Origin of the sequence: Streptomyces sp. LaBMicrA B280, from assembly GCF_049222185.1 — a bacterium.
GTDB classification, from domain to species: Bacteria; Actinomycetota; Actinomycetes; order Streptomycetales; family Streptomycetaceae; genus Streptomyces; species Streptomyces murinus.
Genome location: NZ_JBMJCT010000011.1, coordinates 419,085 through 438,991, shown reverse-complemented (window position 1 = coordinate 438,991; position 19,907 = coordinate 419,085). Strand labels below are relative to the sequence as shown.

The 19,907-nt window shown below is 67.3% G+C and carries 18 protein-coding genes and 3 pseudogenes; 11 read left to right on the top strand and 10 right to left on the bottom strand.

What is annotated here, in order from left to right; genetic code table 11:
• Positions 1-91: 91 nt before the first annotated feature.
• Positions 92-417, top strand: a pseudogene (locus tag ACLF5H_RS12290) (hypothetical protein).
• 296 nt (positions 418-713) lie between these two features.
• On the opposite strand, the gene ACLF5H_RS12285 reads toward ACLF5H_RS12290, so the two are convergent.
• From ACLF5H_RS12285 to ACLF5H_RS12270, 4 genes are all read right to left on the bottom strand, one after another.
• Entirely contained in the window at positions 714-1,979 is a 1,266-nt protein-coding gene (locus tag ACLF5H_RS12285; protein ID WP_421676089.1) for a type II toxin-antitoxin system HipA family toxin, read from the bottom strand.
• Positions 1,976-3,658, bottom strand: a complete 1,683-nt coding sequence (locus ACLF5H_RS12280) for a DUF262 domain-containing protein (RefSeq protein ID WP_421676088.1) — start codon at positions 3,656-3,658, stop codon at positions 1,976-1,978. Before ACLF5H_RS12280 ends, ACLF5H_RS12285 begins: the two co-directional genes overlap by 4 nt.
• 732 nt (positions 3,659-4,390) lie before the next feature.
• A complete protein-coding gene (locus tag ACLF5H_RS12275; RefSeq protein ID WP_421676087.1) occupies positions 4,391-4,792 on the bottom strand; it encodes an ATP-binding protein in 402 nt (133 codons plus the stop codon).
• 188 nt (positions 4,793-4,980) lie between these two features.
• Positions 4,981-5,721: a GntR family transcriptional regulator gene (locus ACLF5H_RS12270; RefSeq protein WP_421676086.1), complete on the bottom strand. Its 741-nt coding sequence runs from the start codon at positions 5,719-5,721 to the stop codon at positions 4,981-4,983.
• An 80-nt stretch (positions 5,722-5,801) separates the two neighbouring features.
• On the opposite strand from ACLF5H_RS12270, the gene ACLF5H_RS12265 reads away from it, so the two are divergent.
• Positions 5,802-6,902 carry a DUF1152 domain-containing protein gene (locus ACLF5H_RS12265; protein ID WP_421676085.1) on the top strand — a complete coding sequence of 367 codons (1,101 nt, stop codon included), beginning with the start codon at positions 5,802-5,804 and terminating at the stop codon, positions 6,900-6,902.
• Between the two features lie 210 nt (positions 6,903-7,112).
• Positions 7,113-7,502: an antibiotic biosynthesis monooxygenase family protein gene (locus ACLF5H_RS12260; protein ID WP_421676084.1), complete on the top strand. Its 390-nt coding sequence runs from the start codon at positions 7,113-7,115 to the stop codon at positions 7,500-7,502.
• Here the strand turns inward: ACLF5H_RS12260 and ACLF5H_RS12255 are convergent.
• Both ACLF5H_RS12255 and ACLF5H_RS12250 read right to left on the bottom strand, forming a co-directional pair.
• Positions 7,486-7,838, bottom strand: a pseudogene (locus tag ACLF5H_RS12255) (phosphotyrosine protein phosphatase). The gene ACLF5H_RS12260 and the pseudogene ACLF5H_RS12255 sit on opposite strands and share 17 nt — an antisense overlap.
• 48 nt (positions 7,839-7,886) lie before the next feature.
• A pseudogene (locus ACLF5H_RS12250) lies at positions 7,887-8,480 on the bottom strand (arsenic resistance protein); the annotation flags it as partial.
• Between ACLF5H_RS12250 and ACLF5H_RS12245 the strand changes: the two are divergent.
• From ACLF5H_RS12245 to ACLF5H_RS12225, 5 genes are all read left to right on the top strand, one after another.
• Positions 8,402-8,824 (top strand): glyoxalase/bleomycin resistance/dioxygenase family protein, encoded by a 423-nt coding sequence (locus ACLF5H_RS12245; RefSeq protein ID WP_421676083.1) that lies wholly within the window; start codon positions 8,402-8,404, stop codon positions 8,822-8,824. The pseudogene ACLF5H_RS12250 and the gene ACLF5H_RS12245 sit on opposite strands and share 79 nt — an antisense overlap.
• Before the next feature lie 366 nt (positions 8,825-9,190).
• Positions 9,191-9,394 (top strand): cold-shock protein, encoded by a 204-nt coding sequence (locus ACLF5H_RS12240; protein WP_030600152.1) that lies wholly within the window; start codon positions 9,191-9,193, stop codon positions 9,392-9,394.
• Positions 9,395-9,584: 190 nt separating this feature from the next.
• The gene (locus ACLF5H_RS12235) at positions 9,585-11,069 is read left to right on the top strand and encodes a DEAD/DEAH box helicase (RefSeq protein WP_421676082.1); all 1,485 of its coding nucleotides are present in this window, start codon (positions 9,585-9,587) and stop codon (positions 11,067-11,069) included.
• Between the two features lie 1,224 nt (positions 11,070-12,293).
• Positions 12,294-12,638 carry a MerR family transcriptional regulator gene (locus tag ACLF5H_RS12230; RefSeq protein WP_421676081.1) on the top strand — a complete coding sequence of 115 codons (345 nt, stop codon included), beginning with the start codon at positions 12,294-12,296 and terminating at the stop codon, positions 12,636-12,638.
• Positions 12,639-13,043: 405 nt separating this feature from the next.
• Positions 13,044-13,397, top strand: coding sequence for an antibiotic biosynthesis monooxygenase family protein (locus ACLF5H_RS12225; protein WP_421676080.1), 354 nt, complete (start codon positions 13,044-13,046; stop codon positions 13,395-13,397).
• A 32-nt stretch (positions 13,398-13,429) separates the two neighbouring features.
• Here the strand turns inward: ACLF5H_RS12225 and ACLF5H_RS12220 are convergent, their stop codons facing one another.
• The 3 genes from ACLF5H_RS12220 to phoU form a co-directional block, all read right to left on the bottom strand.
• Entirely contained in the window at positions 13,430-14,209 is a 780-nt protein-coding gene (locus ACLF5H_RS12220; RefSeq protein WP_421676079.1) for a sporulation protein, read from the bottom strand.
• 183 nt (positions 14,210-14,392) lie between these two features.
• Positions 14,393-14,548, bottom strand: coding sequence for a hypothetical protein (locus ACLF5H_RS12215; protein WP_421676078.1), 156 nt, complete (start codon positions 14,546-14,548; stop codon positions 14,393-14,395).
• Between the two features lie 239 nt (positions 14,549-14,787).
• Entirely contained in the window at positions 14,788-15,477 is a 690-nt protein-coding gene (phoU, locus tag ACLF5H_RS12210; RefSeq protein ID WP_145485837.1) for a phosphate signaling complex protein PhoU, read from the bottom strand.
• A 224-nt stretch (positions 15,478-15,701) separates the two neighbouring features.
• On the opposite strand from phoU, the gene ACLF5H_RS12205 reads away from it, so the two are divergent.
• A complete protein-coding gene (locus ACLF5H_RS12205; RefSeq protein WP_128790652.1) occupies positions 15,702-16,958 on the top strand; it encodes a sensor histidine kinase in 1,257 nt (418 codons plus the stop codon).
• A complete protein-coding gene (locus ACLF5H_RS12200) occupies positions 16,955-17,635 on the top strand; it encodes a response regulator transcription factor (RefSeq protein WP_037653407.1) in 681 nt (226 codons plus the stop codon). The genes ACLF5H_RS12205 and ACLF5H_RS12200 overlap by 4 nt, the downstream gene beginning before the upstream one ends.
• A 149-nt stretch (positions 17,636-17,784) precedes the next feature.
• Here ACLF5H_RS12200 and ACLF5H_RS12195 read toward each other — a convergent pair whose 3' ends face one another.
• Positions 17,785-18,501 (bottom strand): DUF461 domain-containing protein, encoded by a 717-nt coding sequence (locus tag ACLF5H_RS12195; protein ID WP_421676077.1) that lies wholly within the window; start codon positions 18,499-18,501, stop codon positions 17,785-17,787.
• A 613-nt stretch (positions 18,502-19,114) separates the two neighbouring features.
• Between ACLF5H_RS12195 and ACLF5H_RS12190 the strand changes: the two genes are divergently transcribed.
• Positions 19,115-19,597 carry a CarD family transcriptional regulator gene (locus ACLF5H_RS12190; RefSeq protein WP_003953493.1) on the top strand — a complete coding sequence of 161 codons (483 nt, stop codon included), beginning with the start codon at positions 19,115-19,117 and terminating at the stop codon, positions 19,595-19,597.
• Positions 19,598-19,907 lie beyond the last annotated feature (310 nt).

Below are 19,907 nucleotides of genomic sequence, written 5' to 3'. Positions count from 1 at the left end.
CTCACGGCGGTCACCGCAGAGCTGTACGCGGGCCCTTGGTTGGGAGGTGTGAAGCGGGGGCTTCTGATGTGAGTGCTGCTGGACCGAGGACCTGGCCGAGCAGCAGCGGGCAGCGGCACTGCTGGCATCGTTCGACGCCTACTCGGCACCGCTGACAAGCCGTTGGGTATCGGTTGCACTCCGGACGATCTCCCCGGCACCGGATACTGATGCATCGGACGAAGCGTGGGTGGCTGTACGAGGGCCGCATCGAGCCCCGACGAGCCCCGTTACGGACGGAACCGTGCACGGTGTCAGTGACCCACGCCAGCACCCGGATCACGTGGATGATCAGACCAGTGCTTTCCTTCCTCTTGCGCACCGCCAGGCGCCGAACTTCCGGCTGCGAACGAAATCAAGCCCCGATCGACAGAGTGAGTTGCAACTTTCTCCACCAGTTCAAGGCGCCGCGCAAGCGCAGCGCTTGTCCGGCCCGCGTGCCGCTGCTCTTGCCTCTGCTCTGCTACGGCCCGCGCTCCGAACGGCGCCGCAAAGCGACAGTCCGAACGCCAGCCCGCAAGTTGCCGGCAGAGCGAGGCTCCGCTTCCACACCCCCGGCCCCGCTCGGACGGAGCAGGAGCACGTTTAAGGTCCGCCGTGGGAGGGGGCAGGAGGGATCGGCTGCCCCACTCAAGCCAGTTGTAAGGCGTTGGCGGCGGTGCGGTAGGTGGGGGCTATGAGGACCTCAGCAAGGTAGCTGCATGTTCACTGATCCAATTTGCGATCCTATCTTTGAGGATTGGATTAGTAGCAAGAACTTCTGCATGATTCGGCCAGTGAAAAAGGATGCTCTCTGCAGTCCCTGCAGCAATTGCTTCCAAGCTGATACCGATGTGACCCAGGCGATGTTCCAAGCGGTTCTGTAGCTGTTTAAAGGTTGCCAGACTGACGTTCTCGAATTGTTTACTGCCGCCGAATTTAAGGCCGAGGTCTTCGGGTTCATCTTGCGGCGCGTAAGGGGCTGTGGAGACAAGGTCGTAAGCCGGGGATAGTGTTGGCAGGCATCGGTCCCTATAAATTAGCGACCAATTCTTCAGGTGAGCATCACCATTGCCGATGATCACGCAAAATGCGATTCGGCGGACTGCTTCTGACAAGGCCGCCAGGTCGCGGCCACGGTATGCAAGGGCAGCTACCGTCTCAAATGACCCCTCATACTTGGCCTGCGGATACTTGTCGCGAACCTGGGCGAAATCCTCGATATGAATCGAGGAGCGATGATCATCTGATAGTCGGTCGAATCGACGAACCGCGTAGGCCCACTCCTCGGCATTAGGCCACATGCGCGATGGCACTCCGTCAAGTTCATCACGGTGGACAAGTCGTACATCTGGGACTTCGATGCCCACCTTACCCGCCAGTGACATCATGGCGAATTCATTACGCGGAACATTAGGGTGTCTATAATCCGGAAACTTTACCAACCAGTCACCGTGCGTGCCCCCAGTGGGTACTGTGAGCCGGTCGCCCTGTGCCAGCATGGAAAACTTTAGTGCGACTCCGGCCAGAGAAAACCGCCATGGAGATTCTGTTGACATGACACCGTGTCCGCGGGCGACGTCGGGGTTTTCTCCATCTGGCCACTCCCATTGCTCGTCTGGGCCCTCAGCCGGCATAACCTGAACAGCCCCTGGAAGATCATGTCCAACTTGGGCGAGGAGTTCCATTTCTCTATCGAGAGACACCCCTCGATCCTGGGCAACCCATTCTCTCAGCGGCCCTTCGGGAAGAAGGTTGGAGAACCATCTAGGAAGGCGCAGTGCAGAAGCGTACGGCAGACGGAGATTTTCTTCGAATCGCAAGCCGAGCACGGGGCGTTGCGTGTCGCTTAGATATGATTCATTCAGGATGAAGCGGGTGTAGTCACCCTTCTGGCAGAGGGTTCCGATGCGGCGTCCGTGAAGCAGGACTGCGTAGTATTTCTCGTCGATCCTGATCATTCGTGCAGATCGTCCAATTCGTCCAAATCGAGAGAGTCCAGTGCTGGCGTGTCTTCGTAGCTCCACTCAGCCATTCGGTCAAGAAAGTCGCGCAATTGGTTTGCGATAGCCTCTTGTCGCAGGGACAAGAACTGGCCCCGCTCGCCCTGTGCGAGGAGTTTGGTCATAGAGCGGTCGAGGCAATGCGAGGTCAGCACCGCGTCCCAGGTCTCGTCGTCAAGGTCTACGGGCTGTTGACTCAACAACAGAGGGATCTCATCTACGGGTTCACTACCAGTGGGAAGGAATAGCCGGTTGGCGGCGAGCAATTGCTGCTGAGGCGATAGGCCGCGGGGGAAAATCCTGTAGGCGACCGTGGCCGCCGTTGTCTGATCACCTAGAAGGGTACTGAGGTCCTGAGCGTCGAAGGGTTTTCCGCTGACCAGCGAGCGAGGGGAAAGAGACCACCAGGCGCCTAGGACAACTTTCGCCGTGGCCTCGTTGGTCTTGAACCGTTCAGGATTCGGCACGGTAGGTTGCGCTTCGGCCATTGCCTCCATCAGCCCCATAATCGAACCACGTTCGTCATCCTTTTTAATTCGAGCTGAAAGCACGCGGCCGACCTGCGTGAAGCTGCCCTTGAAAACGGCCGGACCAGAGACGGCTACGCGCCAGTAAAGTCTGCGCAATAGGCGCAGGGTGTTCGCCTCGGGTTCCGGGAAATGTGCAAAGAAACGGCTCAGTACGACGAGAAGAGCGCGGTATACGAGCAGAGAGAGATGCGGTACTCCAGCGTGGTTCTGAAGGAACTCGACTGCGCGGACCAATGCCTCCTCTCCCTGAGCGTAGGCGGTATCCCGGTCCTCTGATGGAAACTCCGGAGCCCTCCGACGTCCAGCTAGATCGAACTCGTTCCGGATGTCTCGAGCCGGGTCCGGTCCACGTCGAGCCAGGATTGACGCCAGGATGGTGTCCGTGTCAATTGTGCCGAAACCAGTACGATCTGCCACTCGGTCGGCGATCCGGGACAGCGACAATCGATTCTGTGATCCTTCTTCCGGACCCGCAAAAAGCGCGGAGAAGATCTCAGCGCGACTAAGCCTCTTTCCGTAATTATTCATTCGGTCGAAGATGTCAGTCAGAACTCTTTCGTCATCTTGCCGTACAAGGTAGGCGGGTACCTTGAACTGTCTTAGTACCTTTGCCACTCGCTGGGCTTCTTTGAAGTGCTCGGACGCAGTGCGGCCTTCATCGGCAAACCAGCCGATCAATTTTTCCAAATCAAAGAGAATGGGCAGCGGGATATGCTGCGGCTCCCGGGTGGTTGGCTGAGAGATGAACTGACGCTCCGCGAGATCGTAGTACACGCTGAATGGAGCATGCATGTTGCCCTGTGGGTGTAGAGCATTGGCAAGACTGGTGATGCGCTGCTGGCCGTCTACGACCCACAGTGTGTCTTCGTAAGCGGGAGCCTCGATAGCGAGACGACCGAGCGTAAGAGTTTGCGCCGGTGACTTGCGTACCCAGAGAAGCAAGCTGCCGATCGGATAGCCCTTGACAATGCTGTCAAAGAGGCGCAGGACGTCCTGTGTTGCCCAGCGGAAGTCCCGCTGGAAGTGTGGGACGCGAACCTTGCCAGACCAGGCGTTGGCGATGAGATCTTCAAGATCGTAAGTTGTCGCGCTCGGCTGGGTCTCCAAGCCTACGGTTCCCATGGTGGTTGCCTCTCCCCTGCGGTGTGAGCCACCAGTGTGGCCAATACTGCGCTAGTCAGCGAACGGCTTGCCGTGCCGATTGGGATTCCTTGTGATACGGCTGGCGCGCCTTCGAGGTCGGCGTACGCTCAGTGTGCGACACACCTGCCTGCGTTTACGAGTACTACCGTGATACTCACACAGCAGCCACTGGCTTCACCTCCCCGCTCGTCTGCCGGTGCTGTGGCGTCGCGATGCCAGAGCGGAGCAACGCAGAGACTCCTTCGACGACTGCCCCTCCGGTAGTTTCGGGACGAGAAGTCTGTGCCAGACCCGCGCAGGGTCATGTGGGCAACCCCCGGCTGCGACTGGGCACTGCGCTGGCGCAGGCCACGGGGATGATGTTGTCTCCTCGGGGTTCCCAAGCTTTGGGGCTTGGGAACCCCGAGGCGGACCGCGCGTCGCGACTTGCTGTCCTGCTGCCAGCCGCACGCGGCTCGACGTCGAGCGAAGCGGGGCCGCCCGGGGCCGCTCACCAGCAGCCAATGTCAGCCAACGACGTTCACCAGGTGCACGATCCCACCGCTTTTGGGCAGGTAAACCCCTGGTCACTGAGATCCACGGCACGGCCCGGAGGGGGAAGAAACAGTTCTGGTGATTACGCCCCTCACCTGCGCGTTCAATGCGAGTGAGGGGCGTTTTTCATGCGGACCCGGCTAGAGGCGTCTCGATGCCGCGTCAGTCGGGCCATGCCTCTGCGACGGTGAAGGAGACCACCGTCCCGCCGAAGGGGCTCAGGCCGACGTGCCAAGAGTCGGCGATGGCGTCGACGAGAAGGAGTCCCGACCGTGCGTCTCCTCGGCGTCCGGCCGGCACCTCGACCCGCAGCGCGGTCCCATCGCGGAACCACTCCACGCGGACGAACCAGGTTTCGTCGGACCGACCGTAGACGATGGCGTTGGTGACCAGTTCGGAGATCATCAGCGCGCAGTCCTCGACCGAGCAGGCCGGGCCGTACGGGGCGATGAACTTCAAGAACCAGCGCCGGGCCCGGGAGACCGACTCCGGCGTCGGGTGCAAGGTCATCGCTCCGAGCCGCGGCGACTCCGGGCTGGGGGCGCGGTCGATCGTGTAGGTCATGCGTGCTCACTCCCTGCCGGTGTCGTCGTGGACGAGACACCGTCGCTTCCAAGCGGCATGAGCACGGTCCGTTTGAGGCAGCCGACCAGCGCACCCTGCCACTATCCAGTAAGTGGCCTTAGCCACTTACTGGATAGTGGCATTGGCCAATTACGGTGCGTAAGCGGTTCGCGCTAACTGGCACCGGGTCAGGTGAGTGGGTATCCCTGTTCGAACGCCCAGCGGTGCGGCGGGTAGGTGGCCTCGGCGAACTCCAGAGGTTGGTCCTGGAGGTCGAAGACGACGTGATGGACGACCAGGACGGCTGAACCGGGTTCCAGTCGAAGGTCGGCGGCCTCTTCGTCCGTCGCGGTACGGGCACACATGCGGTCTTCCGCGTAACTCCCTTGGCGCCCGGTCGCGTTCTCGACGTACATCAGGGTGCCCTCCTGAATCCGCGCGGGATCCATGAGCTTCGGGGCCCTCTGTCCGATGTCCGGCGCGAACCACGAGGTGGACAGCGTGATGGGGCCGTCCTGGTTGTTGGTCACCCGCCGCCGGTGCACAGCCCGACGGTCCTTGACCAACCCCAGCGCCTCGGCGACGTGGTCCGGCGCATCGAGCCAGCCGGCCGACGTGATGACCGCGTACTCACCGGCCGTGTAGATCTTCCCTGTCTGGCGGGCTCGTCCGTACAACTCGCGTGCGCGCCGGTTCACTTCCAGGCTTCGGACGTACGTGCCCGACCCCTGCCGCTTCTCGACCAGTCCCTGATGACTCAGCGCTTCGAGCGAGCGGGCTGCGGTCGGCCGAGACACCTTCCAGTCCGCCGCCAGCTGTCGCTCCGAGGGGACCTCGTCGCCTGGTCGCAGGTCCCCGCGAAGGATCTGATCGCGGATGAAGTGCGCGATCTGGAGATACTTCGGCAGGGCCTCTTCAATCTGAGGCATGCCCCCTCCTCGTCCAAGTGGCTATGGCCTCTTACCACTATAGGGTGAGTGGCCAACCCTCAAACTCGTACGCTGGCTGTATGACGCGATTGATCGTCGCGGCAGGGGGAGGGGGCGACGCGGTCGCCGCCGCAATGCTCGATGCAGCCCTGTACGGCGACGACAGCAGGGCGGTGATCTTCACGTACGCGTGGGACCGCCTCCTGGTCGACCCGCTGCCCGGCCCCAGAGGCGCGGCCGACTTCACGGGCCTCGTTTCCCTCACCCCGGCCGCCTGGTCGGTACCGGCCACGGCTCGTCCGCTCGCTCCAGCGGCTTCGACGCTCCCCCGGCTCGCCGCAGACCTCCCGCATACCTTCGCCCTGATCGACCCGTACCACGGCGCCGAGGGCATCGCCCGCCAACTCGAAGAGCTGGTCCGCCACTTGGAACCGGAGTCGATCGACCTCCTGGACGTGGGTGGCGACATCCTCGCCCGAGGTGACGAGCCGACACTGAAGAGCCCTCTTGCCGATGCCCTCACCTTGGCGGCGTGCTGCCAGGTGAACGCACCGGTCCGGCTGCTGGTCGCGGGCCCCGGCCTGGACGGCGAACTTCCCGCAGCCGACCTCCACGACCTGCTGGGTCCTCTCGTACACACCTTCACGCCAGGAGACGTGGAGACGATCTCCTCCGTACTGGAGTGGCACCCCTCAGAAGCGACGGGAATGCTCGCGGCGACAGCCCGAGGAGTACGGGGCACATGCGAGGTACGCGACGCCGGTCTACCCGTACCACTGACCGACGAGGGGCCTACGGTCCACGAAGCCGATCTGGACGAGGCGTTGGCCCGCAACGCCCTCGCCCGCTCCATCCTGACGACCGCGACCCTGGACGAAGCCGAGGTGTACAGCCGGAAAGTCACCGGCTCCTCGGAGATCGACTATGAACGCGCCAAGTCCGCCCGCCTCAAGGGCCAGCCGTCGGTGCCGCTGAACCCAGAGATGATCCTGTCCCAGCTCACCCAGTTCGAGGCCGAGGCCCGAAAGCGTGGAGTCACCCATACGACGTTCCGTCGTATCGCCGAGGCGCTGGGACTCGGCGGCAACCAGCGCCAGGAGCTGGGCCAGTTGCTCATCGACAATTGCCCGGAACAGTACGACGTGCCCCTGTGGCGGATTGCGACGGAGTTCGAATCCTGAGCCCTGTCCCGTTGTCCTTCCGCCAAGGCGATGTGGACGGTGCCATGGCCGCCTGGCGGAACTTCCTCGACTGTGCCGACGGCATCAGCTCGGTGAAGGTCCGGGCGCCCGCATCGCGGGATGACTCCTTGGTCAAGAGGCGGCTCCCCTATGGATCTCGTTCGGGAAAGACCCTGGATCGTTGGGCTAGGGCTGACGCACAGTGACGTCATGAGTGATCAATCAGAGGTGGCTGTCGCGCCTGTCGAGGCCTTCGAACCGCCGTACTACGTCGCAGTGTTCACCGCGGTGCCGACCGACGACCGCAGTGGCTACGGCGAGACCAACGCGCGCATGGAGGACCTGGTGAAGGAGGTCCCCGGGTATCTCGGGGCGGATCACGCGCAGACTCCTGGTGGGTTGTCCATCACCGTCGGGTACTTCCGTGACGCGGACGCCCTCACCCAGTGGCGGAGCAATGCCGAGCACCGTGCGGCGCAGGAGCGCGGGCGGGCCGAGTGGTACCGGAGCTACACGCTGCACGTGGCGAAGGTGGAGCGGAGTCACGGGTACAAGCGGGCGGGCGTAGGTCCCGGAAGCGCCGTTACGACGTCTGCGTGAGCTCGGCGAGCAAGTCCCGTACCCGGCGTTCGATCTCGTCGCGGATCGGGCGCACCGCGGTGACGCCCTGGCCGGCAGGGCCCGGGAGTTGCCAGTCGAGGTAGCGCTTGCCCGGGAAGACCGGGGGCAGGTGTCGCCGCAGCCCATGGTGATGACCACGTCGGAGGACCGGACGGCTTCGGCGGTGAGGATCTTCGGGATCTCGGCGGAGATGTCGATGCCCGACTCCACCATCGCCGCTACGACGGCCGGGTTGACCATGTCGGCGGGGGCGGAGCCGGCCGAGCGGACCTGGACGTGGTCGCCCGCGAGGTGGGTGAGGAAGGCGGCGGCCATCCGGGAGCGGCCTGCGTTGTGGACGCAGACGAAGAGGACGGAGGCAGGTCAGGCATGGGTGGGGGCTTCCTGAGCGGTGAAGTGGCGGCGGGTGCGCAGCGCGACGTGGACGAGGGCGATCAGGGCCGGTACCTCGATCAGGGGGCCGACGACACCGGCGAGGGCCTGGCCGGAGGAGGCGCCGAAGGTGGCGATCGCGACGGCGATGGCCAGCTCGAAGTTGTTGCCCGCGGCGGTGAAGGCCAGCGTCGTGGCGCGGGGATAGTCCAGGTCGATGGCACGGGCCAAAAACATCGAGCCCGCCCACATGACGGCGAAGTAGACCAGCAGCGGCAACGCGATGCGGGCGACGTCCAGGGGGCGTGAGGTGATGGCGTCGCCTTGCAGGGCGAAGAGGAGGACGACTGTGAAGAGGAGGCCGTAGAGGGCGAAGGGGCCGATGCGGGGGAGGAGTCGGGACTCGTACCAGGTACGGCCCTTGGTCCGCTCGCCGATCCGGCGGGTGAGGTAGCCGACGGCCAGGGGGATGCCGAGGAAGATGAGGACGCTGCGGGCGATCTGCCATGTCGACACGTCGAGGTCGGTCCGGGGCAGGCCCAGCCAGCCGGGCAGTACGGACAGGTAGAACCAGCCGAGCGCCGCTCAAGCTCGTCCTCCTCCAGGGCGAGCCCGGCGAGGAGACCCGCCTCGACCACCTCGGCGTCGAGGTCGGATCCACCGGGGAGGTCACCGCCGCCACCGACCGGCTCAAGGCGGCCGGTCTCGCCACGTTCGAGGAGAACGACACCTCCTGCCGCTACGCCCTCCAGGACAAGGTGTGGGTGCACGGCCCCGGCAAGGAGCCGTGGGAGGTGTACGTCGTGAAGGCCGGCGCCGACACCCTCGGCAGGAGCGCCGACCCGGACGCGCCCGGCGACGGCTGCCGCACCGGCCAGGTCGCCGAGGAAACCGTCCCCACGGCCGCCGAATGCGCCTGCGGTCAGTGAACCGAACGGCCTGACCTGCCGCGGGCCTGGCGGAGCCCGCCACGGAAGCCTGCCGCGGAAGCCCTCCGCAGAAGTCGTACCGCGACCGCGCGAGCACTGCCCGGGCTCAGGCTGCGGGAATTTTCATGCGGCACCCCCGAGGACAATATCTATGGTCGCGACATAAGAAATCGGCACGGCACACGGTGACTATTCCTGTGATCGGAGTCGGCGCGAAATTATGCACCCGGCAGGGTCGGCTTCGACGTGCTACCGTCGTCATCAGTTGCAGGTGTGGTTGCCAGAAGGTTTTTCCGACGGCCGATCATCACGGCGACACGGAATACGCACAGGGCGTGTTCCTGACACCGTCCCGAAGGAGAACAAATGGCTACCGGCACCGTGAAGTGGTTCAACGCGGAAAAGGGCTTCGGCTTCATCGAGCAGGACGGCGGCGGCCCCGACGTCTTCGCCCACTACTCGAACATCGCCACCCAGGGCTTCCGCGAGCTCCAGGAGGGCCAGAAGGTGTCGTTCGACATCGCGCAGGGCCAGAAGGGCCCGACGGCCGAGAACATCGTTCCCGCCTGACGATGCGCCACTGACGCGTACTTCTGACGCGTACTTCGCAGCTGGGGCCCGCACCTTGGGGTGCGGGCCCCAGCTCGCTTTGTTTTCCGGGTTGTCCGACCCGGCTTTTCCGGCCCGTTCTCGCGACTCTCTGCGCCGCTCATTCCGCTGCGGAAATTCCTTGATACGTGCCCATCGAGGAAGGTTCCGAATGAACCGCACGCGCTCCAGTCGCACACGTTCCACTCACCTACGCAACGCTCGCACATACGACCGCTTCGACGGACGTTCCGGCGAGGACCGTTCCCGTGTTCCGCGCCGCTCCGGCGGTTACGGAAAACGGCAACCCGCGCAAGGCGAATTCGCGCCGCCGAAGACGGACACGCCCGCGCTGCCCGCCGTCGAGTCGTTCGCCGATCTCGCCATGCCGGCACCACTGCTGACCACGCTCGCCCACGAGGGTGTGACCGTGCCGTTCCCGATCCAGGCGGCGACCCTGCCGAACTCCCTGGCCGGCCGTGACGTACTCGGTCGCGGTCGCACCGGATCGGGCAAGACCCTGGCCTTCGGCCTGGCGGTACTGGCCCGTACGGCCGGGCGGCGCGCCGAGCCGCGGCGGCCACTGGCCCTGATCCTCGTGCCCACCCGAGAGCTGGCCCAGCAGGTCACCGACGCCCTCGCGCCCTACGCCCGCTCGGTGCGGCTGCGGCTCGCCACCGTCGTCGGCGGCATGTCCATCGGCAGGCAGGCCGGTGCCCTGCGCGGTGGCGCGGAGGTGGTGGTCGCGACGCCCGGTCGGCTCCGTGACCTCGTCGAGCGGGGCGACTGCCGGCTCGACGACGTCGGCATCACGGTTCTGGACGAGGCCGACCAGATGACCGACATGGGCTTCATGCCCCAGGTCACCGCCCTGCTCGACCTGGTACGCCGGGAGGGCCAGCGGTTGCTTTTCTCGGCCACCCTGGACCGCAACGTCGACCTGCTGGTCCGCCGCTACCTGACCGATCCGGTGGTCCACTCCGTCGACCCGTCGGCCGGTGCCGTCACCACCATGGAGCACCACGTGCTCCATGTGCACGACGCCGACAAGCACCGCACGACCACCGAGATCGCGGCCAGGGACGGCCGGGTCATCATGTTCCTGGACACCAAGCACGCCGTGGACCGGCTGACCAGGCACCTGCTGGACAGCGGTGTCCGCGCCGCGGCCCTGCACGGTGGCAGGACCCAGCCGCAGCGCACCCGGACCCTCGCCCAGTTCAAGGACGGACACGTCACCGTCCTGGTGGCCACCAACGTCGCGGCCCGCGGCATCCACGTCGACAGCCTCGACCTGGTCGTCAACGTGGATCCGCCGAGCGACCACAAGGACTATCTGCACCGCGGCGGCCGTACGGCCCGCGCCGGTGAGTCCGGCAGCGTCGTCACCCTCGTGACGCCCGGCCAGCGCCGCGACATCACCCGGCTGATGGCGTCGGCCGGTATCACCCCGCGCATCACGGCGGTCCGCTCCGGCGAGGCGGAACTGAGCCGCATCACGGGCGCGCAGGCACCCTCCGGAGTCCCGGTGGTCATCGCCGCACCGGCCGTGGAACGCCCCCGTCGTACGTCCTCGCCGTCCCGGGGCCGCCGGGGCCGCACCGGCCAGGACCGGGCCGTGGGCGGTCGGGCGCGGGGCGGCAACTCGGCCGCTTAGGGCCCTTCTTCCAAGGTCCGGTCGGCTCCGGTCTCTCGGATCAGGCCGGCTCCGGCCGACGGTGCCTCGTCGCCGTCCCGCGACCCCGACAAGATCCGGAAGAAAGGACTTGGTCCGACCTCAGACCCGTCCCCGGCGGTAACGGGACCTCGCGGTGACCCCTTCTTCGGTCCGCGACGTCCTCACCGAAGCGCCGCCCTCGCCCGGCGGCCACGCCGAGGGGGTCGGCGGGTACGGCCCGCTCGGAGCGGGGAGGGGCCGCTCACGCCCGGATACCGGGCGATGACACAGCGCATGACGCCTTACAGGGGAATGAGCGGGAGAAGACGGAACGGGCCGATCGGGGCAAGGCGGATCAGTAGGCGGGGACGAGTACGTCAGGAAGCCCGCGCCCGCACTCCTCGGAGGCCCCGCTTACGGCTACGGGAGGAGGGGGCGCGGGCGGCGGCTCAGTGGTCGGAGTAGCTGAGGTCGCCCACGGTCCACGCGCTGACGTCCTTGATCGCGACCCGGTACATCCCGCCCGTCTCCGGGAGCCCGAGGCTGCCTTGCAGGATCCGGGCGAGAGGGAAGTGCAGATGCGTGGGCGCCTCGCCGCGGCCGGGCCGGTATCCCCGTGGCCCGGTAGGGCCGCGCGCGGGTACGCCAGGAGGCGGACCCGGCCCGGGGGCGAGAGCCGGCCACGGGAACTCCTGCTCCACTCGGAGAGTGAAATCTATAGTTGCCAGTAGACATTTTTTCTCAGGCGTGGGTAGGCTTCTTCCCGTAGAGATGGTCGAGCGAGACCGGCCAGACATGAACTGGCGGGTGGCTGAAGACGAAGTACGCAAGTCGGTGCGGCTCCCGAGCCTCGAAGCCAAGGTGTTGCCAGAGCGGCGACGAGGCTGGGGGCCGCACTGGGTGGCTCGCGGGTCGAGGAGCCGCCGACAGCGGTACCGGTTCACACACAGTGGTTGGTTCGGAGAGAAGAGAGAGAAGAGGAGGAGCAGACACCATCAGGATCGCCCGGTCCGAGAGGCACTCGGTCCGGGTACCGCAAGACCCCGGAATGGATGGTGGTCCCCGGTCACGCAGCTGCGATCCCCCGCTCCGCCCTGTCGGGCCGGGTAGCGGAAAAGAGAAGGTCGGCACCGCAGTAGTGCCGGCAGATGGTGTTGAATTTCCTTCGGGGCCCTGGTGCCGTACGGCACCAGGGCCCCTCGACGCGTTGCACAGCGAGGTGACATGACATCGGACAACCCACTGAATGATCGTCTGGACGACGACGACTACCCCGCATACACGATGGGCCGGGCAGCGGAGATGCTCGGCACCACCCCAGCCTTCCTCCGGGCCATCGGCGAGGCCCGGCTGATCACTCCCCTCCGCTCGGAGGGGGGACACCGCCGGTACTCCCGCTACCAGCTGCGGATCGCCGCGCGCGCTCGCGAACTCGTCGACAAGGGAACCCCGATCGAGGCCGCCTGCCGCATCGTCATCCTTGAGGACCAGCTCGAGGAAGCACAGCGCATCAACGCCGAGTACCGCCGCTCCGCGGCCAGGGCGGCGGGCGGTTCCGGCTCCGGCTGAGAACCCGGGCGGCCCTGTACGGCGCCCCGGGCGCCACGGGCGCCACGGCGGGCCGACGGCTCGACGGCTCCACGGCCCGAGGAGAGTCACGGCCCGACGAATCGCCCGGCGGGCCGAGGACAGCGCTCGGCTTCGTGGCGGCGACGGGACCAGGCCGGCCGGATCCCGCGCGGCCGGTGCACCGGAGCGGCCCCAGCCCCGGGGCCGGAGGACGTCGTGGCCGGCGGGCACGACGAAGGAGGGCGTGCGAAGGGCCGGCGAGGGACCGGCGAGGCGGACGGCCGTCGCTCGGCTCGGCTTTCGAGCGGACGCCCGGCGCAGGTTTGGCAAAGAGACGGATCCCTGAGGGATCCCGTTCGGGAAAGACGCTGGATCGTTGGGGCGGGGCTGACGCACAGTGACGTCATGAGTGATCAATCAGAGGTGGCTGTCGCGCCGGTCGAGGCCTTCGAACCGCCGTACTACGTCGCCGTGTTCACCGCGATCCCGACCGAGGACCGGAGCGGCTACGGCGAGACCAACGCGCGCATGGAAGACTTGGTGAAGGACGTCCCCGGGTACCTGGGGGCGGACCACGCGCGGACTCCCGGCGGGCTGTCCATCACCGTCGCGTACTTCCGTGACACGGACGCCCTCGCGCAGTGGCGGGACGACGCCGAGCACCGGGCGGCGCAGGAGCGCGGGCGGGCCGAGTGGTACGAGCGGTACACGCTGCACGTGGCGAAGGTGGAGCGGAGTCACGGGTTCAGGCGGACGTAGCGGCCGGGCGGCGTCACGTCGTCGGCCTGGACTCAGCCGTTGTCCAGGAGTGCGAGTTCCTCCAGGACCTTGCGTATCCGCGGGTGCCAGCCGACGTGGCCGACCTCGTGGTGGGCGGCGGGGAAGTGGCGGGCCGGGGGTTTGCGGTTCCAGCCGTGTACGTCGGGTGCGGCGCGTCGGACGTGGACCAGGGCCCCGACGACGTTCGTCTGGAAGACGACCTCCAGCTGGTCCGGCCGGCCGGGGCCCGGTGCCCGGTCCGTGAGGACGAAGCACTGGTGGTGGTAGTGGTGCTGCTCCGCGCCCGGGATGGAGTCGTCGGCGATGTGCGAGGAGTCGCAGTAGTAGCCCTCCTCCGCGAAGGCGTCCAGGACGGCCTCGTGCAGCGGCAGGGCCGAGATGTGCAGCAGGTCGTTGTCGATCTCGATGCCGTCGTCGCCCCACTCGCGCCGGAGTCGGCTCTCCACCGAGACGACCACGCCCAGGGCCCGTCCGCCCAGTTCGGTCACCGGTGTCTCCCAGGAGAGCCGTTCGGAGAAGGTGAGCCGTTCCTCGGCGCCCTTGCGCAGGGTGAAGTCCGAGCGACTGGCACCGCAGGTGGTGAAGGCGTACTCGCGCTCCTCGCCGCCGGCCCGCAAGGCCCGGATGACGAAGCGCAGTTGGATGCCCTCGATGTGCGTGTCACGTGCCCCGCCCCTGAGCAGGATCTCGCCCTTCACGGTGCCGCCCGGATACATCGGCCCCTGGACCACCGTGTCCGCCTCGATCGTCTCGTCCGGGTCCCCGATCCCGAACAGCCGCTTGAATCCCACGTGCGCCCCCTTACGCGTCCCCGGTGATCAGAGGAGGAGGCCAACAGCGAGTACGGCGTGGCACGCGGGGCCGGTGCGGCGAGTGCGATCGTCGTTCAGGCCGGGCGTCGCCGTCGTACAAGCGGGGCCGGTGCGAAGGGAGTTCGCACCGGCCCCGGTGACGGTCGTACGACGGGTTCGCCGTCAGCCGCACTGGCAGGGCGCGCCCGACTGGCAGCCGCAGCCGCAGCCGGAGCCACAGCCGCACGCGGCGATCAGCGGCAGCCCCCTGATCTTGGCGGGCTGCTCGGTCTCGCGCTCCTGCGTGGGGTCGGGGGTGGTGCTGGGGGAGTCGGTCATGGGTCCCTCCTAGACGCCGGGGCCTAGTTGCCGGGGCAGGCATGCCCTCACCCATTTCATGCCCAACCGACCGGGCGCATCAACGGCGCACGGAGGCGTCGTACTTGTCCCTCGGCCGTCGGAGCCCAACTGCCGGGTCCGCGGCTTCGGGCTTGCCGCACCACCCGTGGGCCCGCCCCAGCACCCGGCACCGGGACGGCCCGGCCCCCCGACCAGATCCGCCCCCCGCCCGGCCGGGGCTACGCGCCCTCCACCCCCGTCACCGGCTGGATGTCCGACTGGATCTCGTCCGCGTGCTCACCGGTCACCAGGTACACCACCCGCTTGGCGACGGCGACCGCGTGGTCGGCGTAGCGCTCGTAGTAGCGGCCGAGCAGGGTGACATCGACGGCCGTCTCGATGCCGTGCTTCCAGCGATCGTCGATGAGGTGCTGGAAGAGGGTGCGGTGCAGCAGGTCCATCTCGTCGTCGTCCTGCTCCAGCTGGAGCGCGAGGTCGACGTCCTTGGTCACGATGACCTCGGCGGCCTTCGCCATCAGGCGCTGCGCGAGCTGGCCCATCTCCAGGATGGTCGCGTGCAGGTCCTGCGGGACGGCACGCTGCGGGAAGCGCAGCCGGGTCAGCTTCGCCACGTGCTGGGCGAGGTCGCCTGAGCGCTCCAGGTCGGCCGACATGCGCAGCGACGTGACGACGATGCGCAGGTCCGTCGCCACCGGCTGCTGCCGCGCCAGCAGGGCTATCGCCCGGGCCTCCAGGTCGTGCTGGAGCTCGTCGACCTTCTGGTCCGCCTCGATCACGCTCTCGGCGAGCTTGAGATCGGCGTCCAGCATGGCGGTCGTGGCGCGTCCGATCGCCGAGCCGACCAGCCGGGCCATCTCCACCAGACCGTCGCCGATCGAGTCCAGTTCCTCGTGGTACGCGTCCCGCATCAGGGTTCCCTCTCGTATACGTACTTCTGGGGGTCGTTGTCCGGGGGCCCGGCGGCAGAACCGGCGGTGCGAACCCCACGCTCCCACGTTGTGCCCCGTACGCGTCCGTTTCCGGCTTCCCAAATGAACCGGTACTGGCCCCTAGGTGAACTCTGGGCGACGAGTGTTCGAGGTCGCACCCGATCGGCTGTGGGTAGGTCGGCCACCATGCCTAACCTGGATGCATGGACGTGAACGCGGCGGTCGCCGCAGCGGCAGCGATCGCCGGGGTGCTCACCGGTGTCATCGCCATGCTGGCGTTCCGCTGGAGCGAACGCGACCAGAAGCGACCGACCAGGACTTCCTTGCACACCGATCCCGTACTCCCGCCCGGCGTGGACACCGTTCTCTCGGTGCTCCGCTCCTCCGCAGTGGTCCTCGACGAGGCCGACGCCGTCGTCAAGGCCAGCTCCGCCGCCTACGCCCTCGGGCTGGTGCGCGGCGGCAAACTCTCCATCGAGCCCATGCTGCAGATGGCCCGCGACACCCGGCGTGACGGTGAGATACGCCAGGTCGAGCTGGATCTGCCCCGGCGCGGCAGCGGACGCGGCGAGGCCCTCGCCGTCTCCGCGCGGGTCGCGCCGCTCGGCTCCCGCCTGGTCCTGCTGCTGGTCGAGGATCTGACCGAGGCCCGCCGGATCGAGGCCGTACGACGCGACTTCGTGGCGAATGTGAGCCATGAGCTGAAGACTCCGGTCGGCGCCCTCTCCCTGCTGTCCGAGGCCGTCATGGACGCCTCCGACGACCCCGAGGCCGTGGAGCGCTTCGCGGGCCGGATGCAGATCGAGGCGACCCGGCTGACCAACCTGGTGCAGGAGCTCATCGACCTGTCCCGGGTGCAGAACGACGACCCCCTGGAGGACGCCGAGTCCGTCCAGGTGGACGAGCTGGTCGCCGAGGCCGTGGACCGCTGCCGCCACCAGGCGGGCACCAAGCAGATCACCATGGCCGCCGGCGGCACCGCCGACCTGCACGTCTGGGGAAACCGGGGCCAGCTGGCCGCCGCCCTCGGCAACCTGGTCGAGAACGCGGTGAACTACTCCCCGGCCCGCACCCGGGTGGGCATCGCCGCCCGTCGGGTGAGCGCCCCCGGGGGTGACATGATCGAGCTGGCCGTGACCGACCAGGGCATCGGCATCTCGGACAAGGACAAGGAGCGCATCTTCGAGCGCTTCTACCGCGTCGACCCGGCCCGCTCCCGGGCCACCGGCGGCACCGGCCTGGGTCTCGCCATCGTCAAGCACGTGGTCGCCTCGCACGGCGGGGAGGTCACGGTCTGGAGTGCCGAAGGCCAGGGCTCCACCTTCACCCTCAGGCTGCCGGAGGCGGCCGCCGCCCGCGACCGCGCGCTCCAGCACCCGGACCCCGGCCTTGATGACGAGGTCGGTCCCACCGAGCCATCCCCGTACGAACCGCTTCCCTCCCCGGAGGTCCTTCCGTGACCCGAGTGCTCGTCGTCGAGGACGAGGAGTCCTTCTCCGACGCTCTGTCCTACATGCTGCGCAAGGAGGGCTTCGAGGTCGCCGTGGCGGCCACCGGCCCCGACGGCCTCGACGAGTTCGAGCGCAACGGCGCCGACCTCGTCCTGCTCGACCTGATGCTGCCGGGCCTGCCCGGCACCGAGGTGTGCCGCCAGCTGCGCGGCCGCTCGAACGTCCCCGTGATCATGGTGACCGCGAAGGACAGCGAGATCGACAAGGTCGTCGGGCTGGAGATAGGAGCCGACGACTACGTCACCAAGCCCTTCTCCTCCCGCGAGCTGGTCGCCCGCATCCGCGCGGTGCTGCGCCGCCGCGGCGAGCCGGAGGAGGTCACCCCGGCCGCGCTGGAGGCCGGTCCGGTCCGCATGGACGTCGACCGGCACGTGGTGACGGTCGGCGGCGCCAAGGTCGACCTCCCGCTCAAGGAGTTCGACCTGCTGGAGATGCTGCTGCGCAACGCCGGCCGGGTGCTGACCCGGATGCAGCTGATCGACCGGGTCTGGGGCGCCGACTACGTGGGCGACACCAAGACCCTGGACGTCCACGTCAAGCGCCTGCGCGCGAAGATCGAGCCGGACCCGGGCGCCCCGCGCTACCTGGTGACGGTGCGCGGCCTGGGCTACAAGTTCGAGCCGTAAACCGAGGGCCGTCGTCGATCGAGGGCCACGGACGACAACGCGAAGGGCGGCACCCCCGAGAGGGTGCCGCCCTTCGCGTCGTCCGTGCGTTCTACGACGGCTCAGCGGCCGGTCGTACGACCGCTCGGCGGCCGGGGTCGTACGACCGCTCAGTGACCCGCGCCGGCCGACTGGGAGGCCGAGTCGCTCGGGGTCACGTCGCCACCCGTGGTGCCGGTGGTGCCCGTGGTGCCCGTGGCGCCGGTCGTGCCCGTGCTCGCGCTCGACGAGGGGTTCGCCCCCTCGTGCTTGCCCGGCTTGGCGCTGCCGGAGGCGGTGGCGCCGGCGGCCGGGGAGCCGGTGGGGGCGGCCGGGACCTTGGACGGGCCCCACTTGTCGAAGTAGCTGGTGGCCGGGACCACGAAGGCGCGCAGGCTCACCGCGCCCGCCTTGCTGAAGGTGAAGGTGACCGGCTGGGCGTTGCCGTCCTGCACGCTCTGGTGGCCGCCGGGGATCTCGGCGGAGGCGTTGTTCGGGCCGCCCAGGACCAGGGAGCCCAGCGCCGGGACGGTCAGGCTGCCGCCCTTGGCCGGGGTCAGCTTCACGGTGTCGCTGGTGCCCGGGATGCTGATCGACTGAAGGGTCTCGTCGGTGGTGCCCGAGTTGAACAGCGTCGCGGAGACCACGGCCGGGCCGGTCGCCTTCGGGTCCGGCTGGGTGATGACCAGGGCGTTCTGGACCTTGATGTCGCCGACGCTGGTCGCCGCGTTGTCCGGCTTGACCTCAAGGGTCTGGGAGTCGTTGCCGGCGCCGCAGGCGGCGAGCGAGGCGATCGAGAAGGCAATGGCAGAAGCGGCGAGGGCGCCGCGTCGAAGGCTGCTGCTCACGGCGGCGGCAACTCCTAACGCAGGGGCGGCTTCCTTGTAAAGCCACCCTAAGTGTCTGTCAGCGGCTTCAGGTTACCGAGCCGTTCCCACGCGATCGCACCCGACCCTCCCCCTGCGCCGGGCTTCCCGCCAGGTGGGGGTACGCGGCCCGGACAACACCTCAGGTGCCTCAGCGGTCACAACGGTCTCTTCGGCCACTTTGCCGAGGTCGCGGTACGCCATTCGCATAACCGCGCGCAAAATTTCCGTGAAGGAATGTACGGCCGCCCCGAAATTGATCAACGGATCACCCGTCCGGCCGTCACTGATCAATTTTGGAAACGGTCCACATGGGCCCGCGGCCTCCGAACGGAGTAGCGGAAGTCGTACGCTAGGAACCGGACAAATCGGGACGTTCGCCCACTTGGAGTGTGCCCGTGAGGTGCCCGGCGTACGCGTTTCGCCCTGTACGGACAGCCCCTCCCACCTGCGAATACCCGCTCCCGGAGGGCCTTCGCAGCACGTTCCGGTTGCTGTTGTCAAGCCCCGAGATATGCCCTGACCTGCGAAAACGCCATTCAGAAGACGCCGTATCCGTGTTACCCTGGATAGCCACGGAAGGGGTACCTGTCACATGACGTTCAAGGTTGGCGACACCGTGGTCTATCCCCATCACGGGGCCGCGCTGATCGAGGCCATCGAAACTCGCCAGATCAAAGGCGTGGACAAGACCTACTTGGTGCTGAAGGTCGCCCAGGGTGACCTCACGGTGCGTGTGCCAGCGGACAATGCGGAGTTCGTCGGTGTGCGTGATGTGGTCGGTCAGGACGGACTCGACCGGGTCTTCGAGGTGCTGCGCGCGCCGTACGCCGAGGAGCCCACGAACTGGTCCCGTCGCTACAAGGCAAACCTGGAGAAGCTCGCCTCCGGCGATGTCATCAAGGTCGCGGAAGTCGTGCGTGACCTGTGGCGTCGCGAGCGTGAGCGCGGACTGTCCGCCGGTGAGAAGCGCATGCTCGCCAAGGCCCGCCAGATCCTGGTGAGCGAGCTGGCTCTCGCGGAGAACACGAACGAGGACAAGGCCGAGGCCCTGCTCGACGAGGTGCTCGCCTCCTGACGTGCCCGTGCCGTGGGCGGCGAACCCCGGTCAACGGCTGATGTTCTGATCGGTCCTGCCCCTCGCCCCCACTCCCCGCACGCTCACACGGTGCTCTCGCACATCTCAGCCATATTCTCAGCACAGCATTCTCAGCACAGCGAAAATGCCGCGGTGCCCGATGACACTCGATTCTGTCGCCGGGCGCTGCGGCATGTTCGTCCCCGCGGCGCCGTCTGTGGCGTACCCCCCGGAAAGCCCCTGAAAACGGAAGCGGGCCCCCGATACTCGATGTGCCGGGCCGGGGTGGACGGCTCGACCAGGGTCACGG